This window comes from Pseudomonas cannabina, assembly GCF_900100365.1.
In the GTDB taxonomy this organism is placed as follows: Bacteria; Pseudomonadota; Gammaproteobacteria; order Pseudomonadales; family Pseudomonadaceae; genus Aquipseudomonas; species Aquipseudomonas cannabina.
On sequence record NZ_FNKU01000001.1, the window covers coordinates 5,667,081 to 5,691,796 of the forward strand.

General features: G+C 55.8%; 24 protein-coding genes and 1 pseudogene. 15 read left to right on the plus strand and 10 right to left on the minus strand.

Annotated elements, in window-relative coordinates; genetic code table 11:
• The first annotated feature begins 26 nt into the window (after positions 1–26).
• Complete coding sequence (locus tag BLT55_RS35135; protein ID WP_244159012.1) at positions 27–389, plus strand: calcium-binding protein; 363 nt, start codon at positions 27–29, stop codon at positions 387–389.
• Positions 335–2,500 (plus strand): calcium-binding protein, encoded by a 2,166-nt coding sequence (locus BLT55_RS35140; RefSeq protein WP_244159020.1) that lies wholly within the window; start codon positions 335–337, stop codon positions 2,498–2,500. Before BLT55_RS35135 ends, BLT55_RS35140 begins: the two co-directional genes overlap by 55 nt.
• 475 nt (positions 2,501–2,975) lie before the next feature.
• On the opposite strand, the gene yacG is transcribed toward BLT55_RS35140, so the two are convergent.
• The 5 genes from yacG to pilB are packed head-to-tail and all read right to left on the minus strand — an operon-like array spanning position 2,976 to position 7,590.
• Positions 2,976–3,185, minus strand: a complete 210-nt coding sequence (gene yacG, locus BLT55_RS26555; protein ID WP_074801206.1) for a DNA gyrase inhibitor YacG — start codon at positions 3,183–3,185, stop codon at positions 2,976–2,978.
• Positions 3,182–3,805: a dephospho-CoA kinase gene (coaE, locus tag BLT55_RS26560; RefSeq protein WP_055000554.1), complete on the minus strand. Its 624-nt coding sequence runs from the start codon at positions 3,803–3,805 to the stop codon at positions 3,182–3,184. The genes yacG and coaE overlap by 4 nt, the downstream gene beginning before the upstream one ends.
• A complete protein-coding gene (locus BLT55_RS26565) occupies positions 3,802–4,674 on the minus strand; it encodes a prepilin peptidase (protein ID WP_055000553.1) in 873 nt (290 codons plus the stop codon). Before BLT55_RS26565 ends, coaE begins: the two co-directional genes overlap by 4 nt.
• A 1-nt stretch (position 4,675) precedes the next feature.
• Positions 4,676–5,893 carry a type II secretion system F family protein gene (locus BLT55_RS26570; protein ID WP_055000552.1) on the minus strand — a complete coding sequence of 406 codons (1,218 nt, stop codon included), beginning with the start codon at positions 5,891–5,893 and terminating at the stop codon, positions 4,676–4,678.
• A 2-nt stretch (positions 5,894–5,895) separates the two neighbouring features.
• A complete protein-coding gene (pilB, locus tag BLT55_RS26575; RefSeq protein WP_055000551.1) occupies positions 5,896–7,590 on the minus strand; it encodes a type IV-A pilus assembly ATPase PilB in 1,695 nt (564 codons plus the stop codon).
• A 226-nt stretch (positions 7,591–7,816) separates the two neighbouring features.
• Between pilB and BLT55_RS26580 the strand changes: the two genes are divergently transcribed.
• Positions 7,817–8,239: a pilin gene (locus tag BLT55_RS26580; protein WP_074801541.1), complete on the plus strand. Its 423-nt coding sequence runs from the start codon at positions 7,817–7,819 to the stop codon at positions 8,237–8,239.
• Positions 8,240–8,885: 646 nt separating this feature from the next.
• Here the strand turns inward: BLT55_RS26580 and BLT55_RS26585 are convergent.
• Positions 8,886–9,863: an IS5 family transposase gene (locus tag BLT55_RS26585; protein ID WP_007247761.1), complete on the minus strand. Its 978-nt coding sequence runs from the start codon at positions 9,861–9,863 to the stop codon at positions 8,886–8,888.
• 354 nt (positions 9,864–10,217) lie between these two features.
• Here BLT55_RS26585 and BLT55_RS26590 point away from each other — a divergent pair, with 354 nt between their 5' ends.
• Positions 10,218–11,321 (plus strand): IS5-like element ISPsy19 family transposase, encoded by a 1,104-nt coding sequence (locus tag BLT55_RS26590; protein WP_004663854.1) that lies wholly within the window; start codon positions 10,218–10,220, stop codon positions 11,319–11,321.
• Between the two features lie 166 nt (positions 11,322–11,487).
• On the opposite strand, the pseudogene BLT55_RS26595 reads toward BLT55_RS26590, so the two are convergent.
• Positions 11,488–12,468 (minus strand): annotated as a pseudogene (locus BLT55_RS26595) (IS5-like element ISPsy2 family transposase).
• Between the two features lie 128 nt (positions 12,469–12,596).
• Here BLT55_RS26595 and BLT55_RS26600 point away from each other — a divergent pair.
• Positions 12,597–13,700 carry an IS5-like element ISPsy19 family transposase gene (locus tag BLT55_RS26600; RefSeq protein WP_074801114.1) on the plus strand — a complete coding sequence of 368 codons (1,104 nt, stop codon included), beginning with the start codon at positions 12,597–12,599 and terminating at the stop codon, positions 13,698–13,700.
• A gap of 67 nt (positions 13,701–13,767) precedes the next feature.
• Here the strand turns inward: BLT55_RS26600 and BLT55_RS26605 are convergent, their stop codons facing one another.
• Positions 13,768–14,118, minus strand: coding sequence for a winged helix-turn-helix transcriptional regulator (locus BLT55_RS26605; protein ID WP_054999033.1), 351 nt, complete (start codon positions 14,116–14,118; stop codon positions 13,768–13,770).
• Between the two features lie 154 nt (positions 14,119–14,272).
• Here BLT55_RS26605 and gstA point away from each other — a divergent pair, with 154 nt between their 5' ends.
• A complete protein-coding gene (gene gstA, locus BLT55_RS26610) occupies positions 14,273–14,893 on the plus strand; it encodes a glutathione transferase GstA (protein ID WP_054999032.1) in 621 nt (206 codons plus the stop codon).
• A 149-nt stretch (positions 14,894–15,042) separates the two neighbouring features.
• On the opposite strand, the gene BLT55_RS26615 is transcribed toward gstA, so the two are convergent.
• A complete protein-coding gene (locus tag BLT55_RS26615) occupies positions 15,043–15,792 on the minus strand; it encodes an IS5 family transposase (RefSeq protein WP_082438194.1) in 750 nt (249 codons plus the stop codon).
• 198 nt (positions 15,793–15,990) lie between these two features.
• Here BLT55_RS26615 and BLT55_RS26620 point away from each other — a divergent pair, with 198 nt between their 5' ends.
• Both BLT55_RS26620 and BLT55_RS26625 read left to right on the plus strand, forming a co-directional pair.
• On the plus strand, positions 15,991–16,683 hold the full coding sequence (locus tag BLT55_RS26620) for a MerR family transcriptional regulator (protein ID WP_055001525.1): 693 nt from the start codon (positions 15,991–15,993) through the stop codon (positions 16,681–16,683).
• Positions 16,680–17,087, plus strand: coding sequence for a PIN-like domain-containing protein (locus BLT55_RS26625; protein WP_055001524.1), 408 nt, complete (start codon positions 16,680–16,682; stop codon positions 17,085–17,087). The genes BLT55_RS26620 and BLT55_RS26625 overlap by 4 nt, the downstream gene beginning before the upstream one ends.
• Before the next feature lie 44 nt (positions 17,088–17,131).
• On the opposite strand, the gene BLT55_RS26630 is transcribed toward BLT55_RS26625, so the two are convergent.
• Positions 17,132–17,677 (minus strand): DUF1523 family protein, encoded by a 546-nt coding sequence (locus BLT55_RS26630; protein WP_007251666.1) that lies wholly within the window; start codon positions 17,675–17,677, stop codon positions 17,132–17,134.
• Positions 17,678–17,796: 119 nt separating this feature from the next.
• Here BLT55_RS26630 and BLT55_RS26635 point away from each other — a divergent pair, with 119 nt between their 5' ends.
• From BLT55_RS26635 to BLT55_RS26665, 7 genes are read left to right on the plus strand one after another with little or no spacing between them, the layout of a single operon-like run.
• Positions 17,797–18,795 carry an ATP-grasp domain-containing protein gene (locus BLT55_RS26635; protein WP_055001523.1) on the plus strand — a complete coding sequence of 333 codons (999 nt, stop codon included), beginning with the start codon at positions 17,797–17,799 and terminating at the stop codon, positions 18,793–18,795.
• Between the two features lie 54 nt (positions 18,796–18,849).
• Positions 18,850–19,989, plus strand: a complete 1,140-nt coding sequence (locus BLT55_RS26640) for a trypsin-like peptidase domain-containing protein (protein ID WP_074801209.1) — start codon at positions 18,850–18,852, stop codon at positions 19,987–19,989.
• Between the two features lie 51 nt (positions 19,990–20,040).
• Entirely contained in the window at positions 20,041–21,174 is a 1,134-nt protein-coding gene (locus BLT55_RS26645) for a phosphoribosyltransferase domain-containing protein (protein ID WP_055000949.1), read from the plus strand.
• Complete coding sequence (locus tag BLT55_RS26650) at positions 21,167–21,925, plus strand: HAD family hydrolase (RefSeq protein ID WP_055000950.1); 759 nt, start codon at positions 21,167–21,169, stop codon at positions 21,923–21,925. The genes BLT55_RS26645 and BLT55_RS26650 overlap by 8 nt, the downstream gene beginning before the upstream one ends.
• The gene (locus BLT55_RS26655) at positions 21,918–23,012 is read left to right on the plus strand and encodes a cysteine protease StiP domain-containing protein (RefSeq protein WP_055000951.1); all 1,095 of its coding nucleotides are present in this window, start codon (positions 21,918–21,920) and stop codon (positions 23,010–23,012) included. The genes BLT55_RS26650 and BLT55_RS26655 overlap by 8 nt, the downstream gene beginning before the upstream one ends.
• Positions 23,012–23,962: an HpcH/HpaI aldolase/citrate lyase family protein gene (locus BLT55_RS26660; RefSeq protein WP_055000952.1), complete on the plus strand. Its 951-nt coding sequence runs from the start codon at positions 23,012–23,014 to the stop codon at positions 23,960–23,962. Before BLT55_RS26655 ends, BLT55_RS26660 begins: the two co-directional genes overlap by 1 nt.
• Positions 23,963–24,709, plus strand: a complete 747-nt coding sequence (locus tag BLT55_RS26665) for an HAD family hydrolase (RefSeq protein ID WP_007251673.1) — start codon at positions 23,963–23,965, stop codon at positions 24,707–24,709.
• Positions 24,710–24,716 lie beyond the last annotated feature (7 nt).

The window sequence follows — 24,716 nt, forward strand, 5'->3', positions numbered from 1 at the left end:
AGGTCCGCGCAGACAAGCTCGATACAGTGAAGCTGATCGGATTGAATGCGGCGGATGTAAGTGTGCGTCGTGAGAGTAATGACTTGCTCATTCGCGTGCTGGGCACCACCGACAGCCTGCGCGTGGTGAGCCACTTCACCAACGACGCAACCTATGGTTACCAGATTGACCAGATCCAGTTCGCTGACGGTAGCACCTGGAATCAGGCGGCGATCAGGTCCGCAGTCTTGCAAGGAACCGATGCCGACGAGACGCTGGCAGGTACTGCCAGCGATGACAGCATTGATGCAGGCGCCGGTGACGACACCCTCAATGGGGGGGCGGCAACGATACGCTGTCAGGCAGCAAGGGCGCAGATACTCTCAATGGTGAAGCCGGAGATGATCTGATGCTGGGCGGTCTGGGCAACGACACCCTTAATGGCGGTCTTGGTAACGATATCCTTGATGGCGGTGCGGGTAATGATCGCCTCGATGGCGGAGATGGCGACGATACCTATCTGTTTGCCAAGGGGGCCGGTCAAGACACGATCTATTACGCCTATGAAAATCGTGTGGGCAAGCTCGATACCGTCAAGCTGGTTGACCTGAACGCGGTGGATGTCAGCGTGCGTCGTGATGGTAACGACCTGCTTATTCGAGTGCTGGGTAGCACTGATAGCCTGCGTGTCGTTTATCACTTCCAGAGCGACGCCACGGGTGGATATCAAATCGACCGTATTCAGTTCGCAGATGGGAGTTTTTGGGATCAGGCCGCTATCAAGAACCAGGTCCTGCAGGGCAGCGAAGTTGAAGAAACTCTATCGGGCACTGGGGGTGACGATGTCATCGATGCGGGAGCGGGTGATGACATCATCAATGGCGCAGCCGGCAACGACACTCTGGCCGGCAATGCGGGCGCCGATAGCCTGAACGGTAACGAAGGCAATGACTTGCTGCTGGGCGGTGCGGGGAATGACAGTCTCATTGGCGGTACCGGTGATGACATTCTTGATGGCGGTTTGGGCAATGACCAACTTGACGGTGGCGAGGGCAACGATACCTATCTGTTCGGTAAGGGGGCGGGTCAAGACACGATTTACTACGCCTATGAAAATCGCGAAGGCAAGCTCGATACGATCAAGCTTACCGATCTCAATGCCTCTGATGTCAGCGTGCGCCGCGATGGTAACGACCTGATCATCCGGGTACTGGGTAGCACCGACAGCCTGCGAGTGGTTTACCACTTCCAGGGGGACGCCGCTGGCGGTTATCAAATCGACCGTATCCAGTTTGCCGATGGCAGTTTCTGGGATCAGAGCCAGATCAAATCCCAGGTCATGCAAGGCTCGGACATCGATGAAACCCTCTCCGGTACATCCGGCAATGACTTGATCGACGCCGGTGCTGGCGACGATACGGTGAACGGTGGTAGCGGCAACGATACTTTGTCCGGCGGTGCGGGCGCTGACACGCTTAACGGTGACGGTGGTAACGACTTGCTGCAAGGTGGAGCAGGCAATGACACGCTCTACGGCGGAGATGGCAATGATGTTCTGGACGGCGGTGCCGGGAATGATCAACTGAACGGTGGTGACGGAGACGATACCTACCTGTTTGGCAAAGGCGCCGGGCAAGACAGCATCTACTATGCCAATGAAGCCCGTGTCGGAAAGCTTGATACCGTAAAACTTGCCGACCTGAACGTCAGTGATGTCAGTATCACTCGGGACAGCAGTGATCTGCTTATTCGCGTCAACGGTACAATCGACAGTCTGCGCGTGATGAACCATTTCGCCGAGGACGCAACGAGCGGGTATCAGATCGATCAGCTGCAATTTGCTGATGGCACACTCTGGAATCAGTCGGCCATCAAGTCCCAGGTACTGTTTGGAAATTCATCTGACCAGAGCCTCCGCGGTTACGCGAGTGATGATGTTATCAACGCTGGCGACGGCGACGATAACGTTTCCGGTGCGGCCGGCAATGACAGCATCTATGGCAGCAAAGGGCTTGATACGCTGTATGGCGAAGAGGGCGACGACAGGTTGTACGGAGAGTCGGGCAACGACACTCTCTATGGCGGCGCGGGCAATGATGTACTCAACGGCGGCACTGGCAACGATAGCCTTATCGGGGGCGATGGCAGTGACACCTACGAGATCAATATTGGTTCAGGGCGAGACGTTATCAACAATTACGATGTCAGTAGCGGCACCGATGTGCTGCAATTCGGCACGGATGTAAGCCTTGAAGACTTGTGGTTCCGTCGCAGTGGCAGCGACCTGGAAGTCAGCATCATTGATACCAGCGACAAGGTGGTGGTGAGCAACTGGTATGCGGCTAACGACTATCAGGTGGACCAATTCAAGACTGCCGATGGAAAAACGTTGCTTGATAGCCAGGTGCAAAGCCTGGTCGACACAATGGCGTCGTTCGGAGTTGATGCGGGGGCGGAGCGGGATCTGACTACCGCACAGCAAACGCAGTTAGATACTGTGCTGGCTGCAAACTGGCAGTAAGAAGGTAGAGGGGAAAGAGGTGTATCGATTATAGATACATCTCTTTTTCAAATCATTGTTAGCGGTCGTCGCGTTCAGATATCCTCTATTGGATATCTGAGTTGCGCAATGCACTAACTTATTAGGTTTCTGGAAATCAAGGAGGGGTTTATGCAAGCGGGAAACGTTAATGGATACGATGTTGTGTCTGAGGTGTGGTGCGACAAGTGCGCAGCAGAAGGGGAGCGTCGAGGTGACTTTATCATCACAGATGCAGGCCCCGTGCAACCTCAGCCCTGTCAACGGTCGAGTTGTGGCGATCCATTGGCTGAACTGAATAAGGCCAAGAAAAAATAGTCGCGTCTTGCGATAGGGCTCACCACAGCCGCTTGAAATGAGGCGGCTGTGTCATGGCTTTCTTAAGCAACGCGGATCGCCGCCCCGGTCACTCCCACGCCCGTTGCGCAGAAGCAGAGCTGTCTCACATCCGCTGTTATCAATGCCCTCTATGCGGCGCCTCCAAGTCACCCGAAAACATATCATCCTCAGCATCCGGGCTTACCGGAATTGCATGCTCTTCAGAAGCCCACGCCCCCAGATCAATCAGTTTGCAGCGCTCCGAGCAAAACGGACGGCTCGGGCTGGCGGCGCTCCACTCCACCGGGGCGTCGCAGGTCGGGCATTGAACGGTCATTGGTTGGCTCATGATTGGCCTCCACGCAAAGTAAGGTAAAAGTGGTGCAGCCGCTCGACTTCGCTGGTCAGCCAGGCGTGATCGCGGTCGTTTGTCAGCACATCGTCGGCGTGGCGCAGACGTTCGTCGCGCTGGATCTGCACCTTGAGGATGGCGTCGACCTGCTCTTGGCTGGAACCATCGCGCAGCATCGTGCGTTCTATCTGCACCTGCCGGGGCACATCGATCACCAGCAGGCGCTGTACCATCCGCGATTGCCCGGATTCGATCAGCAGCGGCGAAACCAGAACGGCATATGGCGATTTGGATTTAGCCAGGTAGCTGACGATTTCCTGATTGACCAGCGGATGCAACAGCGCTTCCAGCCAGCGTCGCTGTTCTGGATTTTCGAAGATCAGCTTGCGCAGCGCGCTACGGTCCAGCTCGCCGCTGGGCTGCAACACGCTATTACCGAAGTGCGTTGCTATCTGCTCCAGCGCCGGGCGTCCAGGCTCGACGACCCAGCGGGCGGCGTGGTCGGCATCCACGGTGTCGATGCCGAGGTTGATAAAGCACTGCGCTGCCGCACTTTTACCGCTACCAATGCCGCCAGTCAGGCCAAGAATCCAGGGTTTTTGATCAGGTTGAGTCATCTGAAACCGGCAAACTGCATGTAAGAGTCGGTTATTTGACCACCCCAGAGCAAAGCGATCCACCCCGCAATCGCCAGATAGGGACCAAAGGGAATCGGCGTGCCGCTTTCAACCCGGCAAATACGCATCATGATCACGCCCAACACCGCGCCCACCAGCGACGACAACAGAATGGTCAGCGGCAAAATCTGCCAGCCTCCCCAGGCACCAAGCATCGCCAGCAACTTGAAATCGCCATGGCCCATGCCTTCCTTGCCTGTGATCAGTTTAAACAGCCAGTACACCGACCACAGCGTCAGGTATCCGGCCACCGCGCCCCACAGCGCATCTCTCAGCGAGGTGAACAGCCCGAACGAGTTGACGATCAGGCCCAGCCACAGCAGCGGCAGCACGAGCGAGTCAGGCAGCAGTTGGTGATCAGCATCGATCAGACTCATCGCCAACAGCCCCCAGCTCAACACCAGCATCGCAGCCGCTTGCCAGCCAAATCCGAAATGCCAGGCGATATAGGCCGACAGCAGTGCACAGGTCAGCTCGACCAGCGGGTAGCGTTTGCTGATGGGGGCTTTGCATTGTGAGCATTTTCCGCGCAGCAGCAGGTAACTGATGATCGGCAGGTTTTCCCATGGACGGATCTTGTGCGCGCAGTTTGGGCAACTGGAGTTGGGGAGAGTCAGGTTGAAGACGGGTTGGTCCGGCTCGGCGGGGAGGCCGAGCATTTCTCGGGATTGGGCTTTCCAGTCGCGCTCCATCATGATCGGGAGTCGGTAGACGACTACGTTGAGGAAGCTTCCGATTATCAGGCCGAGTAGAGAGCAGATAGTGATGAAGGCCAGGGGTGAGCTGGCCAGGAGGTCGAGGAGGGGCATGTCAGACGACGTTTCCGAGTTTGAAGATGGGGAGGTACATGGCGATAACGAGGCTGCCGACGACAACTCCTAGTACTGCCATGATCATGGGCTCCAGAAGGCTTGTCAGACTATCAACCATGTTATCGACCTCGTCCTCGTAGTATGTCGCAACCTTGTCTAGCATTGTGTCTAGCGCACCAGACTCCTCACCAATTGCGGTCATTTGAATTGCAAGACTTGGGAATACTCCGGTCGAACGCATTGAGAAATTCAGTTGTATACCTGTTGATACATCTTGCTTGACCTTGTTGACTGCATTTTTGAACACCACATTGCCGGTAGCTCCGGCAACCGACTCCAAAGCCTCTACTAGTGGGACACCAGCGGAAAAAGTAGTCGCAAGCGTACGTGCGTAGCGGGCAACCGATGACTTAAAAATCAATGGCCCTATGATGGGGACTTTTAACAGAAAGCGATCAAGGGTGTCCCGAAATTTTTGGGAGTTTTTATAAGCCTTTTTGAATAAAAAAAAGCTCGCAAAAAATAGACCTACTATCGCCAGCCACCACCTTTGTACAACGTCTGAAAGCCCTATGACCATTAACGTGAACGCGGGTAGTTCCGCACCGAAACTTGAAAACACTGACTGGAACTGTGGCACGACCTGAATGAGCAAAATACCTGAAACTATAACTGCCACTATCAGTACGGCGGCAGGGTAGGTCATGGCTTTTTTGATTTTTGCCTTAAGCTTTTCAGTTTTTTCCTTATAGCTTGCTACTCTGTCTAGTAGACTCTCGAGAGCCCCTGCTTGCTCGCCAGCGTCCACTAGGTTGCAAAAAAGATCATCAAAGTGCTCGGGCTTACGCCTTAGTGCAGTAGCGAAGCTATTGCCAGACGATACTTCTTGTTTTAGAGAGTTAACTAAAGACTGCATGTTCGGGTTTTCAGCACCCTCGCTGATAATATCGAAAGATTGGAGTAGAGGTACGCCAGCTTTCATCATCGTCGCCATTTGACGCGAGAAAAACGCAATGTCCAGTGGCTTGATCTTCTTGCCCTTGCCAAATATTGAGACTGACTTCTTACGCACCTTGGTCGGGTTAACGCCTTGTTTACGCAGTTGGGCCTTTACGAGAGCCGGGTTATGGCTGCTCAGTTCGCCACTAAGTTTGGCGCCCTTTTTGTCGACGCCCTCCCAAGTGTAAACGGTAACTTTTACTGCCTTGCTGGCCATGCTTAATCCTTGGTCACACGGTTGACTTCTTCAAGGCTAGTGATGCCTTGCATAGCTTTCGACAGACCTGAGGTTCGCAGGTCATTGAAGCCGTCTTTGCGCATCTGTTTGGAAATCTCCAGTGAGTTGCCCTCTTCCATGATGATGCGCTCCAGTTCTGCTGTTTTTTTGACCACTTCGTAAATGCCGACTCGGCCTCTGTAGCCGCCATTACAATGCTCGCAGCCCACCGGACCGTAAATCTTGAAATTGCCAATATTCGCTTCTGGAAATCCTTCTTTGATCAGAGTCTCACGAGGAATATCGAGTTCTTTCTTGCAATGGCTGCACAACTTTCGCGCAAGTCGTTGCGCAATAATCAGGTTGATTGCTGTGGCAATGTTGAATGCCGCGACGCCCATATGATGCAGTCGTGTCAAGGTTTCCGCAGCGCTGTTGGTGTGCAGGGTTGATAGCACCATATGCCCCGTCTGAGATGCCTTGATGGCAATTTCGGCGGTTTCCAGATCTCGGATTTCGCCAACCATGATGACGTCGGGATCTTGACGCAGAAAGGCGCGCAATGCCTGAGAAAAGTCCAGCCCCTGACGCGGGTTGACGTTGACCTGATTGATGCCTTCTAGGTTAATCTCTACCGGGTCTTCGGCTGTAGAAATATTGATATCCACGGTATTGAGGATATTCAGGCCGGTGTACAGCGAAACGGTCTTGCCTGAACCCGTGGGGCCGGTCACGAGAATCATGCCCTGCGGCTGTTTCAGTGCCTCCAGATACAGTGCTTTTTGTTCTGGCTCGTATCCCAGAGCATCAATACCCATCTGCGCGCTGGTCGGATCGAGGATTCGCATCACGATCTTCTCGCCCCACAACGTAGGCAGGGTATTCATACGAAAATCGATGGCTTTTGTTTTAGACACCCGCAACTTGACGCGCCCGTCCTGCGGTTTGCGCCGTTCCGAAATGTCGAGGCTCGCCATGACTTTCAGGCGCGCAGCGATACGGTTTGCCAGATGAATCGGAGGCCTGGCGACTTCATGCAAAATGCCATCGGTACGCAAGCGCACGCGAAAGATTTTTTCGTAGGGCTCGAAGTGCAGGTCGGACGACCCTAGCCGGATGGCATCCAGCAGCATTTTGTTGACGAAACGTACTACCGGGGCGTCGTCAGCGTCATTCTGGGCAGCGAGGGACGTCTCCTTGCCATCAGCCGGTTCGATATCCAGGCCCAGATCGACATCTTCAAGATTACCCAGACCGCTGTCACTGTCGAAAAATCGATCGATCGCAGTCGTCAGCTTGTCATCTTCGACCAGAATGGCCTCGGTATTCAGGCCTGTACTGAACTGAATATCGGTCACTGCCTGATGATTAGTCGGGTCCGATATGCCAATAAACAGCTTGTTTCCGCGTCTCCATAGCGGCAGTGCGTGATGCTGGCGAACCAGCTTTTCACTCACCAGGCCTTTGGGCTGACTTTCCTTGTCCAGGCTGGCGAGGTCCATGAACGGCACGCCAAACTGGTCGGACGCCATTTCTGCTAGCGTCAGGCTCTTGACCAGTTTGTTCTGAACCAGATAGCTCACCAACGAAATCTTGTCGCGGCGCGCCTGTTGATAAGCCTGCTGCGCGACAGTATCGGTAAGTAGATCGGCAAGGACAAGTTGTTTGGCCAAACCAGTGAGAACAGCATCAGTCATAAAACCACCAGACACGGACAATGAGAGGTTTATAGCGCAGTCGGGCGGTGCTGCCAAATGAGGGTGAGGTATGTGACAAAAATTGTCAGTTTCTACGAATTTCTGGGGCTACGATCGTCGCGACAGCCGCGTCAAAATCAGATGGCTTCGACTACTTCTACGTTGGCATGACGTGTGCTTACGCCCTATCAAGGCACACAAAATTGACGCCTCGGAGAAGTATGCGATGAAAGCACAAAAAGGTTTTACGTTGATAGAGTTGATGATCGTGGTTGCGATCGTAGGTATTTTGGCAGCGGTAGCGATTCCGTCCTATCAGAACTACACCAAAAAAGCAGCGTACTCAGAGGTTCTGGCTGCGATGGCATCTGTCAAGACTGCTGTGGGTGTCTGTGCTGTTCAGGCAGCAGCTATGACGGAATGTGATACTGCTGGAGAGGTAGGGGTTGTATTGCCAACTGATGTAAAAACTGGCGCAGTTAATACTATTGCGATAGGTACTGGCGGAGCGATCACCGCTACTCCTAATGCTTACAAAGGTATTGCTACTACGGAAACGTGTAGTCTTACTCCATCTGGAGTGGGCGCGGCAGCCACTTGGACTTTTAGTGGGTCATGTGTATCGGTTGGTTATGTGAGAGCCAACTAATAAAGCATGCTTCCTGTAGCTATGTTGCGAGCTAGTTTAAGCTCGCAACATAGCTACTAAGATCCATGTCTTTGGTCGGGATCTTAGTTTGAACTGGCGTGTTTAGAATGGCTTTTCACAAGCTGGTTAAGCCTTATCGCTGTGCTGTCTAAATATATTGTATCTGCTGTGTGTGTTATGTGTTCAACAGTAAGTTTTATGGTTTTAGGTTAAGGCTGTGCGCTTATTATAAAGCGTCGTCATATATGTTATCTTTGGTTCTCGATAGTTTCCAGTTGGGCTGTGGCAGTGTTAGGGAGGCGCTGATTTATTCGATTTTTCGTCCCTGCAACGCTCTGGAGGCCTTGATTTATCTGGGGGCAACAGCTGGGTTTTAGAATAAATCAGCGTCTCCTTAGGGAGGCGCTGATTTATTCGATTTTTCGTCCCTGCAACGCTCTGGAGGCCTTGATTTATCTGGGGGCAACAGCTGGGTTTTAGAATAAATCAGCGTCTCCTTAGGGAGACGCTGAACAATTAACCCGTTCGCACCGTCCCCATTTCCAAGCCGGTTTTTTTCAACCTGCCGGCCTTATTTTACGTTTCTCGAGCAGATTTCTGCCCTCATTTTGCTGAAAGGCGGGCCAGTCCCGCCTTTCAGACGGATTTATCCTGCCGTCTGTTGTAAATACCGCTTGGCCAGCATCAGATTGGCCAACCCAAACAAACTGAACAACTGCGCTGTATTCTTTTCCAGCCCACGGTAGCGAACCTTGCGATGATTGAAGCGCACCTTGATTACCTGGAAGGGGTGCTCGACCTTGGCACGCAGTTGCGCCTTGGCATATTCAATTTTGCGCTTGACCCGATACAGCACGCTGCCTTCGCCGTGCTGCTTGTAACTGCTTGGCCGTTCTGCAATCGACCAGATAACGTCCCGTTCAGCATGCTCCGGTCGCTTGGCCGCACCGGTGTATCCAGCGTCACCCGAAACATAGGTTTCGTCACCGTGAAGCAACTGGCCAACCTGGGTGACATCCGCCACGTTAGCGGCCGTCCCTACTACGCTGTGCACCAGCCCCGACGTGGCGTCTACACCAATGTGGGCCTTCATCCCAAAGTGCCATTGATTGCCTTTCCTGGCCTGATGCATCTCAGGATCACGCTTGCCTTCTCGGTTCTTGACCGAGGGCGGCGCGGCGATCAGAGTAGCGTCGACGATAGTGCCTTCCTTGAGCAGCAGCCCCCGGCTGGCCAGATGCTGGTTAATCGTTTCAAACAGCAGCCGGGTTAGCTGATGGACTTCCAGCAAGCGGCGAAAACGCAGCAAGGTGGTGGCATCCGGTGCAGACTCGCGACCCAGGTCGATACCCATAAAACCGCGGATGGCCTGGCTGTCGTAGACGGCATCTTCGCAACCTTCATCGGAGAAACCGAAACACTGCTGCACGACGTACATGCGCAACATGCGCGACACCCCTATCGCAGGGCGTCCGCGCTTGCCTGCGGTGTTGCTATAAAACGGCGCCACTTGCGCCTCCAGCAGGGCCCAGGGCACCAACTGTTCAAGGTCAGCCAGGAAGCGATCTCGGCGAGTCTGCTTTTTCTTGCCGGTATATTCGAGTTCGGAGAAGGTCTTCTGCACGCGCGTAACGCTCACGGAGAGGGAGGCTGTTGAAGGAACTTAGTGTGCCAAGGGTGGGGACAGTTGGCTATTTTTGCAGCGCCTCCTTAGGGAGGCGCTGATTTATTCGATTTTTCGTCCCTGCAACGCTCTGGAGGCCTTGATTTATCTGGGGGCAACAGCTGGGTTTTAGAATAAATCAGCGTCTCCTTAGGTATCCTCTGAAAAAGCCCATTTTTTTGGAGAGGAACCGGGCTGGAGCGCCTGTATTTACTGGCTTCGACTTTTGAAGAAAAGGCTTTTTCAGACCTTCCTTAGAGGGTGTAGACAAAATAAATTAAACTTTCACTCCCTTGTCTGAATAGCCCTCAAGCCATGCCTAAAACCGGACGTCCTCGCTCGATTGCCGCCGAGCACTATCCCGTGCTGGTGAAACTCGCTCATGCACAGCCCTATTCCAGCCAGGCCGAATTGGCGCTCGTATTCTTCGCCGAAACCGGTATCACTGCGCATCCCGACACCTTTGCAAAAGCGTTGAAAATGGCAGGGATTACGCGTGTAAAGCAGCGGGCCAAGGGAAGTTTTCAGTCACCTGAACCTAATAAAGCCTATGGCTACAATGAAACCCACCGCCGCCAACTACCGGAGCAGCTATATCCGAGTTGCTTGACAGATACCGAGTGGGCACTGGTCGCCGACCTGTTTGAAAGCCAGGGCGGACGAGGAGTGCCACCGCTTCACTCTCGGCGCACGTTGCTGGAAGCCTGTTGCTATGTCGTACGCACGGGGTGCTCATGGCGAATGCTACCCCGCGATTTTCCTCATTGGGACAATGTCTACAAAACGTTCCGCCGGTGGAGCGCTCAAGGCAAGTTCGAGCAAATGCATGATCGCTTGCGAGCTCAATGGCGTGAGCGGGAAGAACGCGCTGACAGCCCGTCAGCAGCGATCCTGGATTCACAGTCGACCCGCAGTTCTCCTCAAGGCGGTGACAGCGGCTACGACGCAGGCAAAAAAGTGAAGGGGCGTAAACGAAGTCTGATTGTCGATACATTGGGCCTGCTGCTGGCTGTCAGTATCAGTGCTGCAAGCGTGCAGGATCGTGACGCGGCGGATGATGCGGTGGCGTACTCGAAGGAAAAATATCCGTCACTGAGCACGCTTTTTGTTGATAGTGCGTACGCAGGAAAATGGGCACAGCGCACCCATCAACTGCACGCTATCGATGTTCAAGTGATCCGTGGCCCGAATAACAGAAGAACAGGGCAATGGCACTCTGAACAAGGCGATCTATTTTCCGTGGAGCCTGTTCAGACTGGATTTGTGGTCATGCCCAAGCGATGGGTAGTGGAGCGAACTCATGCCTGGAATGAGAGAGCTCGGCGACTGATCATGCATCATGATCGCCTTTTTGCGGTAAGCGAGGCATGGGTTTGGTTGGCCGAGGCTCGAATACTCGCGCGCCGACTCACTACATGATTTTGTCTACACCCTCTTAGGGAAGGTCTGAAGTAGCCGGATGTTTTCCGGCTACCGAGTCCTCAGCACTTTTCAAAAAAAGATGCATGTCGAAATTTGCTCAATTATCTTCGCTTTTTAGCTCTTTCGGCCGCTGCAAAGCCTTTTGCGGTAACCATTTCCTGCATTACACGCGCACCTCTCCTGCGCTCGCCAACAAATGTCGGCGGGCCATCCACAGGTTTGACAGGGCGAACAACGTCACCATCTGCGCGGTGTTCTTGGCCAAGCCCCGAAAGCGCACTTTTTCATAGCCAAACTGGCGTTTGATGACCCGAAACGGATGCTCGACCTTGGCGCGAACCTGGGCCTTGGCCTTCTCGATTTTGCGGATCGCCTTGTACAAAATACTGCGTTTTCCGTGCTTTTTGTAAGTGCTGCGGCGGGCGGCAATCTGCCAAATGACCTTGCGCCCAGCGTGTTCTTCGCGCTTCTCGACCCCGGTGTAACCTGCGTCGGCGCAGACTACGTTTTCCTCGCCGTGCAGCAGTTTGGCAACCTGCGTGACGTCTGCCACATTGGCCGCTGTTACTACCACGCTGTGCACCAGGCCTGACTCGTCGTCGGCGCCGATGTGAGCCTTGGCGCCGAAATAGTACTGGTTACCTTTCTTGGTTTGATGCATCTCAGGATCGCGTTTGCCATCCTTGTTCTTGGTCGAACTGGGCGCGTGAATCAGCGTGGCATCGACGATGGTGCCTTGACGCAACGACAAGCCACGGTCGCCCAGATAACCATTAATTACGCCGAGAATCCCGGTCGCCAACTCGTGCTTTTCCAGCAGACGACGGAAGTTGAGAATGGTGGTTTCGTCTGGAATTCGCTCCAGGCTCAGGCCTGAAAACTGACGCAGGATGGTCGTCTCATACAGCGCTTCTTCCATCGCCGGATCGCTGTAGCCGAACCAGTTCTGCATCAGATGAACACGCAGCATCGCCATCAGTGGGTAGGCGGGCCGGCCACCTTCTCCTTTTGGATAATAGGGCTCAATCAGGGCAATCAAACCTTTCTAGGGCACCACCTGATCCATCTCGATCAGGAACAATTCCTTACGGGTCTGCTTGCGCTTGCCGGCATACTCGGCGTCGGCGAAGGTCATCTGTTTCATCATCGAAAAGCTCGGCGACTGGTGTCCGGAGATTTTGCCAAATTAGGAAGTCTTTTTCAGAGTTTCCTTAGAGGGTGTAGACAAAATAAATTAAACTTTCACTCCCTTGTCTGAATAGCCCTCAAGCCATGCCTAAAACCGGACGTCCTCGCTCGATTGCCGCCGAGCACTATCCCGTGCTGGTGAAACTCGCTCATGCACAGCCCTATTCCAGCCAGGCCGAATTGGCGCTCGTATTCTTCGCCGAAACCGGTATCACTGCGCATCCCGACACCTTTGCAAAAGCGTTGAAAATGGCAGGGATTACGCGTGTAAAGCAGCGGGCCAAGGGAAGTTTTCAGTCACCTGAACCTAATAAAGCCTATGGCTACAATGAAACCCACCGCCGCCAACTGCCGGAGCAGCTATATCCGAGTTGCTTGACAGATACCGAGTGGGCACTGGTCGCCGACCTGTTTGAAAGCCAGGGCGGACGAGGAGTGCCACCGCTTCACTCTCGGCGCACGTTGCTGGAAGCCTGTTGCTATGTCGTACGCACGGGGTGCTCATGGCGAATGCTACCCCGCGATTTTCCTCATTGGGACAATGTCTACAAAACGTTCCGCCGGTGGAGCGCTCAAGGCAAGTTCGAGCAAATGCATGATCGCTTGCGAGCTCAATGGCGTGAGCGGGAAGAACGCGCTGACAGCCCGTCAGCAGCGATCCTGGATTCACAGTCGACCCGCAGTTCTCCTCAAGGCGGTGACAGCGGCTACGACGCAGGCAAAAAAGTGAAGGGGCGTAAACGAAGTCTGATTGTCGATACATTGGGCCTGCTGCTGGCTGTCAGTATCAGTGCTGCAAGCGTGCAGGATCGTGACGCGGCGGATGATGCGGTGGCGTACTCGAAGGAAAAATATCCGTCACTGAGCACGCTTTTTGTTGATAGTGCGTACGCAGGAAAATGGGCACAGCGCACCCATCAACTGCACGCTATCGATGTTCAAGTGATCCGTGGCCCGAATAACAGAAGAACAGGGCAATGGCACTCTGAACAAGGCGATCTATTTTCCGTGGAGCCTGTTCAGACTGGATTTGTGGTCATGCCCAAGCGATGGGTAGTGGAGCGAACTCATGCCTGTAATGAGAGAGCTCGGCGACTGATCATGCATCATGATCGCCTTTTTGCGGTAAGCGAGGCATGGGTTTGGTTGGCCGAGGCTCGAATACTCGCGCGCCGACTCACTACATGATTTTGTCTACACCCTCTTAGAAACTGTCTAGTTATTGATGATGTTGATGGCTTCCACGCGAACGTCTTCACTTCCCCCGCTCCATCTTCAACCGATACCCAATCTCCGCAATCACCTCAATCGCCGGCAACAACTCCAGCCCCAGTTCCGACAAGCTGTACTCAGCCGAAGGCGGCGACGTCGCCAGTACCGTCCTAACCACAACACCTTTCTCCTCCATTTCCTTGAGCCTTACCGACAGCATCTTTGCCGATATGCCGGGGATGTCGACGCGCAGTTCGCCGAATCGCCGAGGTCCGCCGCTCAAACTCCACAGCAGGTTTGGCGTCCAGACGCCGCCCAGCAGCCACATGCAGGCGGCCACTGCGCATTCGGGGACAGGGTTGTCGACTTTGCTCTTGCGCATTTTCAGGGGCATTGCGGGGTGTTCCTTTTTAGGGACGCGGGTTTCCGGGGCGTAACCTGGTTACAGAAAGGTAACCGGAGAATGAGAGTAACCTTAAGTTACCAGCTATACAAAAGTTATCGAGGTGCTAGGATCGGGTCATTCTCAACCACCGGAACAATCCCTTATGAAGCGTTACTATTCACCTGGATCTTGCTCGCTGGCTGCCCACATTGTGTTGCACGAGGCTGGTGTCGCTCATGAGCTGGTCAAGGTCAATTTGCGGCAGCACACGCTTGAATCCGGCGAGGACTATTACGCGATCAATCCTAAAGGTGCCGTCCCCGCTCTTGAGTTAGAGGGCGGCGCTGTTCTGACTGAAGGCGCTGCCGTTCTGCAATATCTGGGCGACCACTTCGTACACGCGCTGGTGCCAGCCAACGGCACGCTAGAGCGCGCAAGGCTGCAAGAGATCCTCAATTATCTGGCTGCTGAATATCACAAGGCCTGGACACCGCTGTTCTATCTGGCAAAAGGCGCCGATGCCACCGACGCCCAGCGCCCGGTCATCGCCAGACAGACCTACCTGAATGGCCTCTTGACGGATGGTCGTGAATACCTGCTGGGGAATGACTTCAGCGTTGCCGACACTTACCTGTTCGCCGTAACCCGCTGGTCAGTCAACTTCGGCATTTCGCTGGACGAGCAGCCTGCGTTGAAAGCCTTCATGGCCCGCGTCGAAGCGCGTCCGTCCGTCAAGGCGGTGCTGCAAGCCGAGGGGCTGCCTGAGTCGTTCAGCAAGGCCTGAGTCATTCAGGTCTAAAGGCAGATTCAACCTGTTGAACCGAAAACGCCCCGTCGGCTGTGCTCCGCCGGGGCGTTTTGTTTTGATTTTGCAGAGATAGTGCGCTGGCATCGTAGGATATTTCAGCTTTTACCCTAGGGTCTGTTCCCGTTTCACATTGGTAGCCACAGAAAAGCGCAGGCCATTGCTATGACGCTTTCATAGTTTCTCTTGAGTTTGTCAAATCGAGAAGCCACCGCCCGGAAATGCTTCAACCGGGCGAAGGCGTTTTCTACGAGATGTCGATTGCGATATAACCCTTTGTCCAGATCTGCGTTCCCTTTCAGAGAATTGCGCTTTCGTGGAATCACCACTTTGCTGCCTTGCTGCTCGACCTGAGCCCGTATCGCTTCAGTGTCGTAGCCCTTGTCCGCAATGATCACTTCTGCATCGGGCACCTTGGCAATCAACGAGGCCGCCTGCGAACAATCATTGGTCTGGCCTGCGGTCACGTCAAATGCAATAGGCAGCCCACAAGCGTCTACAGCCAGGTGAATCTTGCTGGTGTTACCGGCTCGGCTTTTTCCGATGGCCTGGTCCTGCGTGCTGGCAGCACCTGCGCTGTGCTGATGAGCCTTGGCATAGCTGCCATCAATGAAGACCCACTCCATGTCAGGATCAGTCATCAGCACCTCAAGCACCTTGACCCACTTGCCTGAAGCAGACCAGGCATTGAACCGCTTGTAGACCTTGCTCCAGTTTCCAAACGCTTTCGGCAGGTCTCGCCAAGGGCAACCCACACGCATGCGATACAGCATGCCTTCAACCGTGGTGCGCAAATCTCGCTTGTTGTAGATCGATTCGTGTAGCAAAATTTCTCGTAGCTTCGGCCAGTGCTCATCACTGAGCATTAATCGGGGCATTGCAGGCTCGTATTGGTGTTGTGTGAGAACTCCAACAATACGGGGCTGTTCTCATAAGGATCAATGGGTTACGTGCAAACGGGAACAGACCCTAGGGCAGGTCTCAATCTATGCTGATCACCCAAACGTACATTGATTGATACCCCGATCACGCCCAAAATCAGCCGTCTGTTAACCCACACTCGAAGGGAGGGGCATATGAAAACCGTTGCATCACCCAGCCGCCTCCTCGGAACAGGGCTTTATACGGCGTCGGAAGCCTCGTCATATAAGGGCATTCCCGCAAAAGACATTCGCAGATGGATGTTTGGCTACAGCGCTGCAGGAGTCGACCATCCCGGCCTGTGGACTCCCGAAGTCGCGTTCCTAGAAGACAAGCTGCTTGGGTTTCATGATCTTCTCGAAATTCGTTTTGTACATGCATTTCGCCAGCATGGAGTCAGCTTGCAGGCGATCCGCAGCGCTTCGCTACAAGCCAGAGAAATGTTCGGCCAGCTTTACCCGTTTACGTGCAGACGGTTTCAAACCGACGGACGAGATATTTTCGCGACCGTTCTGGATGAAACCGGGGATGAAGCGCTGCTGGATCTGGTAAAGCGACAATACGCTTTCAAACAGGTCATCACGCCTTCTCTGTATGAAGGTATTGATTATGCCGGTGAGGAGTCGGCGAGACGTTGGTATCCGGTCAAGCGAAGCAAAGCAGTGGTTATGGACCCAGCCCGAAACTTTGGCAAACCCGTACTCTCTGCGACAGGAATTGATACTGCTGCTATCTATCCTGCTTATTTGGCCGAAGGACGAAACGCCAAGCGAGTGGCATTACTTTACGAGGTTCCGTCTGCCGCAGTGGACGCTGCTGTCGCTTTTGAGCACAGGATCGCTGCTTGAATTTTTTGATTGATAACAACCTGCTGCCCGCTATCGCCAGAGCACTCAATGAACTGACCAAGAGCGAAGGTCACTCAGTAGTGTCGCTGCGTGAAAGGTTTCCTGCCAACTCCACAGATACTGACTGGGTGACTCATCTCAAACGAGAAGGTGGGTGGGCAGTCGTCTCTCAAGATAAGTTCTCGAAGGGGGACGCTGAGCGTCGGGCCTTCAGAGAGTGCGGACTGCCCATATTCTGTCTCGCCAGGCAGTGGGGGCAAATGACCTACTGGAACAAGGCAGAAAACCTGGTCAGGTGGTGGCCATCAATTACCGAACAGGCGTTATTGACTGAGGGCGGCGCAGCCTTTCGCGTGCCGTGGAGGTTTTCTAAAGCAGTCAGGTTTCAGCAGCTTAAAATCTAGCCCGATCACCGACCGGGCTAGTCTTAGTAGTTAACCTGCAAACGTTACCTCGCCACCCCATCAACCCGCGGCTGCCTGCGGATCCGTTTGCGCACGCCAACCACCACCATAACCACCAGTAACCCAATCACCACAAAAAAGATCGCGTTGAATATCGGGAACGGTTGATCACGACTGGTGACCGCTTCAATCTCCGTCACGTTGGGAAACATCGACAGGATCGTTATCCGCCAGCCGTAATAGCGAATCAACGCCAGTTGCTGAGCATCACGCGAATAGCCCTGGGCTTTGGCCTGGATGTCGGCGGAGTCGAATTTGAAGTACCACGGGAAGCTCCAGCCGGTGTCTTCGTTGCGGTAAACCACGACTTTCTTGGTGTCCGGGTCTTCAGTGTTGATGAAGTACACGTCGCGGGTCGGGCCGTCTGCCGGGTTTTCGGCGTTGATAACACCGTCGGCGTCCATTCTTTTGACTTCCACACCGGTGATCATCACGACATCATGACGCGGCAGAACGTAGTAGAGGCTTAATGCGCCGATCCCCAGTGCAACGAATACCACAAGCCAAATCGACCTTTTAAGCCACTTCATACCAGCGTCCTCTGTTTAAAATTGCGTGACTTTGCCCTAATCCGAACATTTCGAAGCAAAACAGTTATTACAAAATTCGACAAGGCCGTTTCGGGCGGCGCAGTCTTCCGGAGATTGACATGATTTGGTTCCTTGAAGGGCAAGCCAGCCAGCGCGACGTGATTATCGGTGCGCGTGATGCCTTGCCTGAGTCGGTGCGCATTATCGCTTCTCATCGTCAGCAGCGCTCTGAAATTACCGGTCTGGCTGATGTGGCGTTGCAAGAGCCGCTCGATAACCAGGAACGGATCGACTGGGTGCTGGAAAACGCACGCTCGCTGGGCGTCAAGGTCATTGTTGCCGGGCGGGTGGGCGGTCTCTATGAAGCGCAGCGTGCGCGTTTCATTGCCGAGGGGTTGGACCTCGTGACGGGTGGAACGTCCCCGCAAACCTTCATGGATGTCGACAACAAGGGTCGTTTCACCGCGGCGGCCGAGGCGGCGGGGCTGGCTTGCATACCGGCGATCACTGCGTGCAATGCCGAAGAGCTGCAAGCGGCTTACGCGACGCTGTCGGTGTCTGGCGAAGTCTGCATCAAGCCGGTGGTCGGGATTTACGGCCAGGGCTTTTGGCGCTTCAAGACGGACGTCGATGATTTTCGCTGTTTCGCTCACCCGGATGAGCGCGAAACGACGTTCAAGGCGTACCTTGATGCTTATCGCCAGGCCGAAGATCTGCCCGCGATGCTGCTGATGCCTTACATGCCGGGCAGTGAATGTTCAGTGGACATCGTGTGCGAGGGCGGCAAGGCGGTAGCGTTCGTCGGCCGACGCAAGGAAGGCTTGAACCAGACCTTCGAGTGCGACAGCGAAGCGGTACAACTGGCGGTGCGCGCGGCCGAGCATTTTGCCTGTGACGGGCTGATCAATGTACAGACCCGCGACGACGCTGACGGCAAGCCGCGTTTGCTGGAGATCAACCCGCGTTACTCGGGCGGCATCGGTTATACGCGCCATGCTGGCGTCAATCTGCTAGGTATTTTCGCTGCGCGGCGTCTTGGGCTGAAAGAACCGGAAACACATTGGCTGGAAGATATCCGGATCAAGGCGATCACCGTCGCTGTACGGGCCACGGTTTGATCAGGATAATAGATTTTTGCTATCACTAATCGCTCTCATCAAGGAGGATCGGGCTTGAAGCTTCTGGCGCCAGGTGCAAACACTGCTTTAGCGAACGCTCACTGCACCTGGAATCTGGAGAGCGGCAAGTCTTCGGTTTTTGGTGAATACGCCGCCGTTGCGTTGCTGCCGGTCAACGAAAAGCGCCTGCCGATGGGCGATCCGGCGCTGTTGCATCAAGAGCAAAACTGGATGGAATGGAGCGGCGGCCCGCAGAACGTGGGCTGTACGCTCAAGCTGGATCGGCTTCCTGCAGGCAGCGATCGCGTGTTGCTGATGGTGTATGTTTTCGCAGCGACCGGCCCGGTCAGCGAGATTGCCAGCCTGCATCTGCAAGTGGACAGCGACATCGAGCATCGCCTCGATCTGCGCAGTAACGGCGAAGCGGCGATCATCATCGGCGAGTTCTATAAACGTAACGAGCAATGGAAGTTTCGTGCATTGAGCGAAGGCTCGGCGTATGGGCTTTCGGCGTTGGGGCGCAAGATCGGTCTGGAAGTGGACGATCGACACCCACGCCGTCCGTCGGGCGGCTCGGGCGGCGGGCCACGGCACGAATCGGCGACCGGCACCGCGTTTGTGGTCGGCCCCGCGCACGTCATGACCTGTGCGCATGTCATCGAAGACATGAGCGTGTTCCACATCAATTCGCTGGACGGCCGCTACAAGGCCGAGCCGGTGGTGATCGACCGCCGCAACGACATCGCATTGCTGCGCGTGCAGGGCGCTCCGCTGTTGTCTCCGGTTACATTCCGGGACGGGCAGGGCTGCGAGCCGGGTGATAACGTGGCGGTTCTGGGCTATCCGCTGGCATCGATTTCCGGTGGCGGGTTGCAGGTGACCCAAGGCGGGATTTCCGGCTTGTTCGGCCTGCACAACGACGCCAGCCTGTTCCAGTTCACCGCGCCCATACAGCCGGGCTCCAGTGGCAGCCCGCTGTTCGATAACGGTGGCGGGGTGATCGGCATGGTGACGTCCACCGTGCCGGACGGGCAGAACATGAATTTCGCGGTCAAGTCCGCATTATTGTTGTCCTTTCTACAGGCCTGCCGCATCGACGCGCCGCACGCCCGTCCGGAAAGGTCGTACACCACGACAGAAATCTCACGCATCGCCCAGTCATCGTTATGGCTCGTTGAAGCCTCACGTCAATGATGCCGGGCTTCCTGCCGTTTGCGCAGATGTCAGCTAATCAGGAATTTATCGATGGACAGCAGCGCAGCTTTTTCCAATCCTACAAAGCTTCGTGCTGATCTGCTTCGTGGTCGTCTCGATGTCAGCGTCGATTCGTCCACCATTGCCCCGGATTCACTGTTCGGCTTCGCTGAACGGCGCAACCCCAAGCGCGCGTTTCTATTTGTCTCGCGAGTGCTGGGGCGACACATTCCGGCGCGCCCGAGCGTCATGCTCAAGAGTTTTCAGGACCTGGCCCACAAGATTCCGACAGACCTGCCCGGCCCGGTGCTGATCATCGGCATGGCGGAAACGGCCGTCGGTCTCGGCGCTGGTGTGCACCGGGCCTACAGCGCAACGCGCCCCGATGCGCTGTACCTGGTCAGCACCCGCCACCCGACCGGCACCGAATTGTTCGCCCGTTTCGAAGAAGAACACAGCCACGCCAGCGCCCATCTGATTCATCTGCCCACCGACCCGGCACTGCGCGACATGATGCTCAACGCCCGTTCGCTGGTGCTGGTCGACGATGAGGCTTCCACGGGCAAGACCTTCATCAATCTCCACCAGTCGCTGGTCGCGGCCGGTTTGAGCAACATCGAGCGCGTGGTGACCTGCGTGCTGACCGACTGGTCAGCGGGCGCGGTCAGCACGTCGATGGGGGCGTTGGCCGAACAGGTGTCGCTGTTGCAGGGCTCTTATTCCTTCGACGAAGACGTCAGCGCGCCATTGCCGGACATGCCGGAAGTCGGCACCGTCGCGATGGGCGACTGGCCATTGGTCACCGCCAACGACTGGGGGCGCATGGGCGTGTTGTCGGTTGCCGATACGCTGGCACCGGGCCTGACGGTCAGCAAGAGTGAACGGGTGTTGGTGGTCGGCACCAGTGAGTTTGTCTGGCGTCCGTTTCTACTCGCCGAACGTCTGGAGAGAGCCGGCTCTGATGTGCACTTCAGTTCCACCAGCCGTTCACCGATTGCGCTGGGGCATGCCATCGATCACGCGTTGTCGTTCGCGGATAACTACGGGCTGGGCATTCCCAACTTTCTGTATAACGTGCGCCCGGGTCAGTTCGATCGGGTGCTGATCTGCACCGAGACGCCGAAGCAGGCCGTGCCTGCCGAGCTGATCGAAGCACTGAACGCTGAGGTCATCTGCGATGAGTAACGACCGCCCGCTGATCTTCGTCGATCTGGACGACACACTGTTCCAGACCGCCCGCAAAACACCGGCTGACATTGAAAAACACGTCGCCACGCTCGATATCAGTGGCAATGCCAACGGTTACATGACCAATGTGCAGAAGTCCTTTGCGCACTGGTTGCTGGCGCATTCCGAGGTAGTGCCGGTGACCGCGCGCAGCGTCGAGGCCTACAGTCGGGTCAAACTGCCATTTACGGCGGGCGCGATTTGCTCCCACGGCGGTGTGATGCTCGATGTCATGGGGCGACTCGACCAGGACTGGAACGAGCAGATGAAACAGACCCTGGCCAGCTATCAGTCGCGTCTGCATGAACTATGTGCTGCGACGCTGGCAATCGGTCAAGAGCTGGGCTTTTCACTGCGCGGCTGGGTGGTGGAAGAAGCGCAATTATTCCATTACGTGGTGACCAAGCACAACGAGAGTGATGACAGCATCCTCACGCACGTGCTGGCTGAAGTGCAGGCACGCGGTCTGCTCGACGGCATGCATATTCACGGTAACGGCAATAACCTGGCTTTTCTGCCTGAAGGCCTGGCCAAACGCTACGCTGTTCAAGAGTGGTTGCGTCGCGACAAGGCGATCAACGGCGAGCGCCCGGTGCTCGGTTTTGGCGACAGCATTACTGACCTGGGCTTCATGGATGAGTGCCACTGGTGGGCGACGCCTGCCCGCAGTCAGTTGGCGAAAATGTTTGTCGGAGCTGCGCATGAGTGATCCCGTTCACGGGCTGGAGACGGTGGGTAGCGGAAGCTATCTCAAGGATGACGTGCATTTTCTGTTGCGCAGTATCGAGATGCAGACCACCAGTGTCGAAGAGAAGGAACGCCTGATCCAGACGCGGCAAAAGCATTATTCGGAGATGATCAGCGAGGAGTCTGCGCCCAGCGACGCCCATAAGGCGCTTTACGAGCGTGCGCTCAGCCAGAACGGCGCGCGCATGGCGACCGACGTTCACGCCTTGGCGCAGGCGCTGGATCGTCAATGCACCGGGTCTGAAATCGTTCTGGTGTCGTTCGTGCGTGCCGGTCTGCCGCTTGGCGTGTTGTTGCGTCGGGCCCTGATCGATCTGCGCCGCGAGGCGCATCACTATGGCATCAGCATCGTCCGCGATCGCGGCATCGACAAGGTGGCACTTGAGGCCATCATTCAAACCCACGGCGCGCAGAACATCGTGTTTGTCGATGGCTGGACCGGTAAAGGCGCGATCTCCGGGGAAATCCGCCGCAGCTTGGCGGGCGATGCACGATTTCCGCAAGACCCGCGGCTGGTGGTGCTGGCCGACCCGTGCGGCAGTGCCTGGCTGGCGGCCTCGGCGGAAGACTGGGTGATTCCGTCCGGCATTCTCGGCGCAACGGTCTCCGGGCTGGTGTCGCGTTCCATCTGGCCAGCAGACGGCGGGCTGCACGGCTGCGTGGTGTACGAGCATTTGCAGGACCATGACGTCACGCGTTCTTTTATTGAACAGATCGAACGCCAGCGCCGTCAAAAGTGTTCGACGTTGATGCTGAGCCCTTGGACGCCGACGCAGCGCCTCGAACTCAAGAGCGCTGCATCGCGGGTGATCGACAGCCTGGCTGAACGCTTTGAGGTGAATAACCTCAACCGCGTCAAGCCGGGCATTGCCGAGGCGACCCGGGCGGTAATGCGTCGCGTGCCGGACCATGTGCTGGTGCGCAACCTGACCGACGGCGACGTACAGCTTCTGCTGCACCTGACAGAAAAGGCGGGCATCCCCGTTGAGGAAGTCGGCGATGCCCTGGGCCCATACCGGGCGGTGACCATCATACGGAGTCTCAGCTAATGGCCTTATTCTCGCCTTATGCGCTGGGGGCAACGCTGTACATGCCCGCTACCCGTGACGACATCGTCGATGTCGTGTTCGGTGACAAGATTCCCGAGTTGCGTTCGCTGGTGGTGTGTCTGGAAGATGCCGTCGCGTTGATCGATGTCGACACCGCACTGCTCAACCTGCGTCAGGTGCTGACGCGGATTCAGGATCGTGGCGGACGGCCAGCCGATGGGCCGCTGCTGTTCGTCCGTCCGCGTGATGCCGCCATGGCGCGCATTCTCAACGACTGGCCGCTGATGGCCCACGTCGACGGGTTCGTTGTCCCCAAGCTCTCGCTGACCAATCTGATCAGTTGGGAGCAGGCCGTGACCAACCCGGCGCTGGCCTTGATGCCGACGCTGGAAACGCCGGAGGTCTTCAATCCTGGAGCAATGGTGGAGTTGGGGCAGGCTTTGAAGGCCTGTCTCGACGAACGGATCATTGCGCTGCGCATTGGCGGCAACGACCTGATGGGCTGCCTGGGCCTGCGCCGTAATCCGGCCATGACGCTGTACTCGACGCCGATGGGCTACGTCATTCCCATGCTGGCCGGAGTCATGGGCGCGCAGGGGTTTGCCCTGACCGCGCCGGTGTTCGAACAGCTGGCCACGCCAGACGTTCTGGAACTGGAACTGGCGCTGGATATGACCAATGGATTGGTCGGCAAGACGGCAATTCACCCTTCGCAGGTCAATATCATTCAGAATGCGTTACGCGTCAGTCTGGAAGACATGAACGCCGCCCGGATGATTTTGAACTCTGTGGCGCCCGCTGTGTTCAAGTACAACGATGCTATGTGTGAACCGGCGACCCATTACAAATGGGCAACCCACATCATGGAGCGCGCCAAATGGCATGGAGTGTTACCCGCACCCGCTTCGATCATGGATGCCAGTATTCGACTCGCTGAGGCAGTTAGCTAGATGATAGAACCTGACCTTGAAACCGCAGGACCTGATCTTGAGCCTGTAGGGCCCGACCTTGAAATCGAAGTGGAACAGCGCCTGCTGGCGGTGTTCGATTTCGACGGGACCATTACCCGCCATGACAGCTTCGTCCCGTTTCTCAAATTCGCCTTCGGGCAACGTGCCTTCTCTGTGCGTATGGCGCGGCTGGTATTGCCGAGCCTCGGCTATCTGGCCAAACGCATGACCCGCGACGAACTCAAAGGCCGCCTGATCAAGGCGTTTTTGAGTGGCGTCGAAGTGCAATGGCTGCAGCAAAAGGCCGAAGCCTTCTGCCAGTCGCACTGGAAACGCCTGATGCGTCCCGCCGCACTTGAATCCATCGCTGCCGAGATCGAGAAGGGCGCCATTGTCACGCTATGTTCAGCATCGCCTGCTATGGTCCTGCAACCCTTCGCCGACCGCTTGAAAGTCGAGCTGATCGGTACCAATCTGGAAGTGATCGACGGCAAGCTGACCGGGCTGATCGAGGGCAGTAACTGCCGCTGCGACTCCAAGGTCGCGCGTCTGGAAAGTGTCTACGGGCCGCTTTCGCAGTTCCGGGTTCGCGCCTGGGGCGACACCCGAGGTGATCACGAATTGCTCGCCGCTGCTCAGGATGCGCACTGGCGGTTGTTCCATCCGACGTGGCGTCGAGGCCGTTATAAAGGCCCCGTTAACGCCAAGTTACACAATCCTGATGGTAATGACGGGCCAACACGGTAAGGCTGTA

Coding starts and splice junctions, on each gene's coding strand:
- BLT55_RS26565 (WP_055000553.1), bottom strand. CDS start 4,674: ATGCCCCTCCTCGACCTCCTGGCCAGCTCACCCCTGGCCTTCATCACT.
- BLT55_RS26580 (WP_074801541.1), top strand. CDS start 7,817: ATGAAAGCACAAAAAGGTTTTACGTTGATAGAGTTGATGATCGTGGTT.
- BLT55_RS26650 (WP_055000950.1), top strand. CDS start 21,167: ATGAGTAACGACCGCCCGCTGATCTTCGTCGATCTGGACGACACACTG.
- yacG (WP_074801206.1), bottom strand. CDS start 3,185: ATGAGCCAACCAATGACCGTTCAATGCCCGACCTGCGACGCCCCGGTG.
- BLT55_RS26635 (WP_055001523.1), top strand. CDS start 17,797: ATGATTTGGTTCCTTGAAGGGCAAGCCAGCCAGCGCGACGTGATTATC.
- BLT55_RS26655 (WP_055000951.1), top strand. CDS start 21,918: ATGAGTGATCCCGTTCACGGGCTGGAGACGGTGGGTAGCGGAAGCTAT.
- BLT55_RS26665 (WP_007251673.1), top strand. CDS start 23,963: ATGATAGAACCTGACCTTGAAACCGCAGGACCTGATCTTGAGCCTGTA.
- BLT55_RS26590 (WP_004663854.1), top strand. CDS start 10,218: ATGCCTAAAACCGGACGTCCTCGCTCGATTGCCGCCGAGCACTATCCC.
- coaE (WP_055000554.1), bottom strand. CDS start 3,805: ATGACTCAACCTGATCAAAAACCCTGGATTCTTGGCCTGACTGGCGGC.
- gstA (WP_054999032.1), top strand. CDS start 14,273: ATGAAGCGTTACTATTCACCTGGATCTTGCTCGCTGGCTGCCCACATT.
- BLT55_RS26660 (WP_055000952.1), top strand. CDS start 23,012: ATGGCCTTATTCTCGCCTTATGCGCTGGGGGCAACGCTGTACATGCCC.
- pilB (WP_055000551.1), bottom strand. CDS start 7,590: ATGACTGATGCTGTTCTCACTGGTTTGGCCAAACAACTTGTCCTTGCC.
- BLT55_RS26620 (WP_055001525.1), top strand. CDS start 15,991: ATGAAAACCGTTGCATCACCCAGCCGCCTCCTCGGAACAGGGCTTTAT.
- BLT55_RS26605 (WP_054999033.1), bottom strand. CDS start 14,118: ATGCCCCTGAAAATGCGCAAGAGCAAAGTCGACAACCCTGTCCCCGAA.
- BLT55_RS26645 (WP_055000949.1), top strand. CDS start 20,041: ATGGACAGCAGCGCAGCTTTTTCCAATCCTACAAAGCTTCGTGCTGAT.
- BLT55_RS26570 (WP_055000552.1), bottom strand. CDS start 5,893: ATGGCCAGCAAGGCAGTAAAAGTTACCGTTTACACTTGGGAGGGCGTC.
- BLT55_RS26600 (WP_074801114.1), top strand. CDS start 12,597: ATGCCTAAAACCGGACGTCCTCGCTCGATTGCCGCCGAGCACTATCCC.
- BLT55_RS26615 (WP_082438194.1), bottom strand. CDS start 15,792: ATGCCCCGATTAATGCTCAGTGATGAGCACTGGCCGAAGCTACGAGAA.
- BLT55_RS26630 (WP_007251666.1), bottom strand. CDS start 17,677: ATGAAGTGGCTTAAAAGGTCGATTTGGCTTGTGGTATTCGTTGCACTG.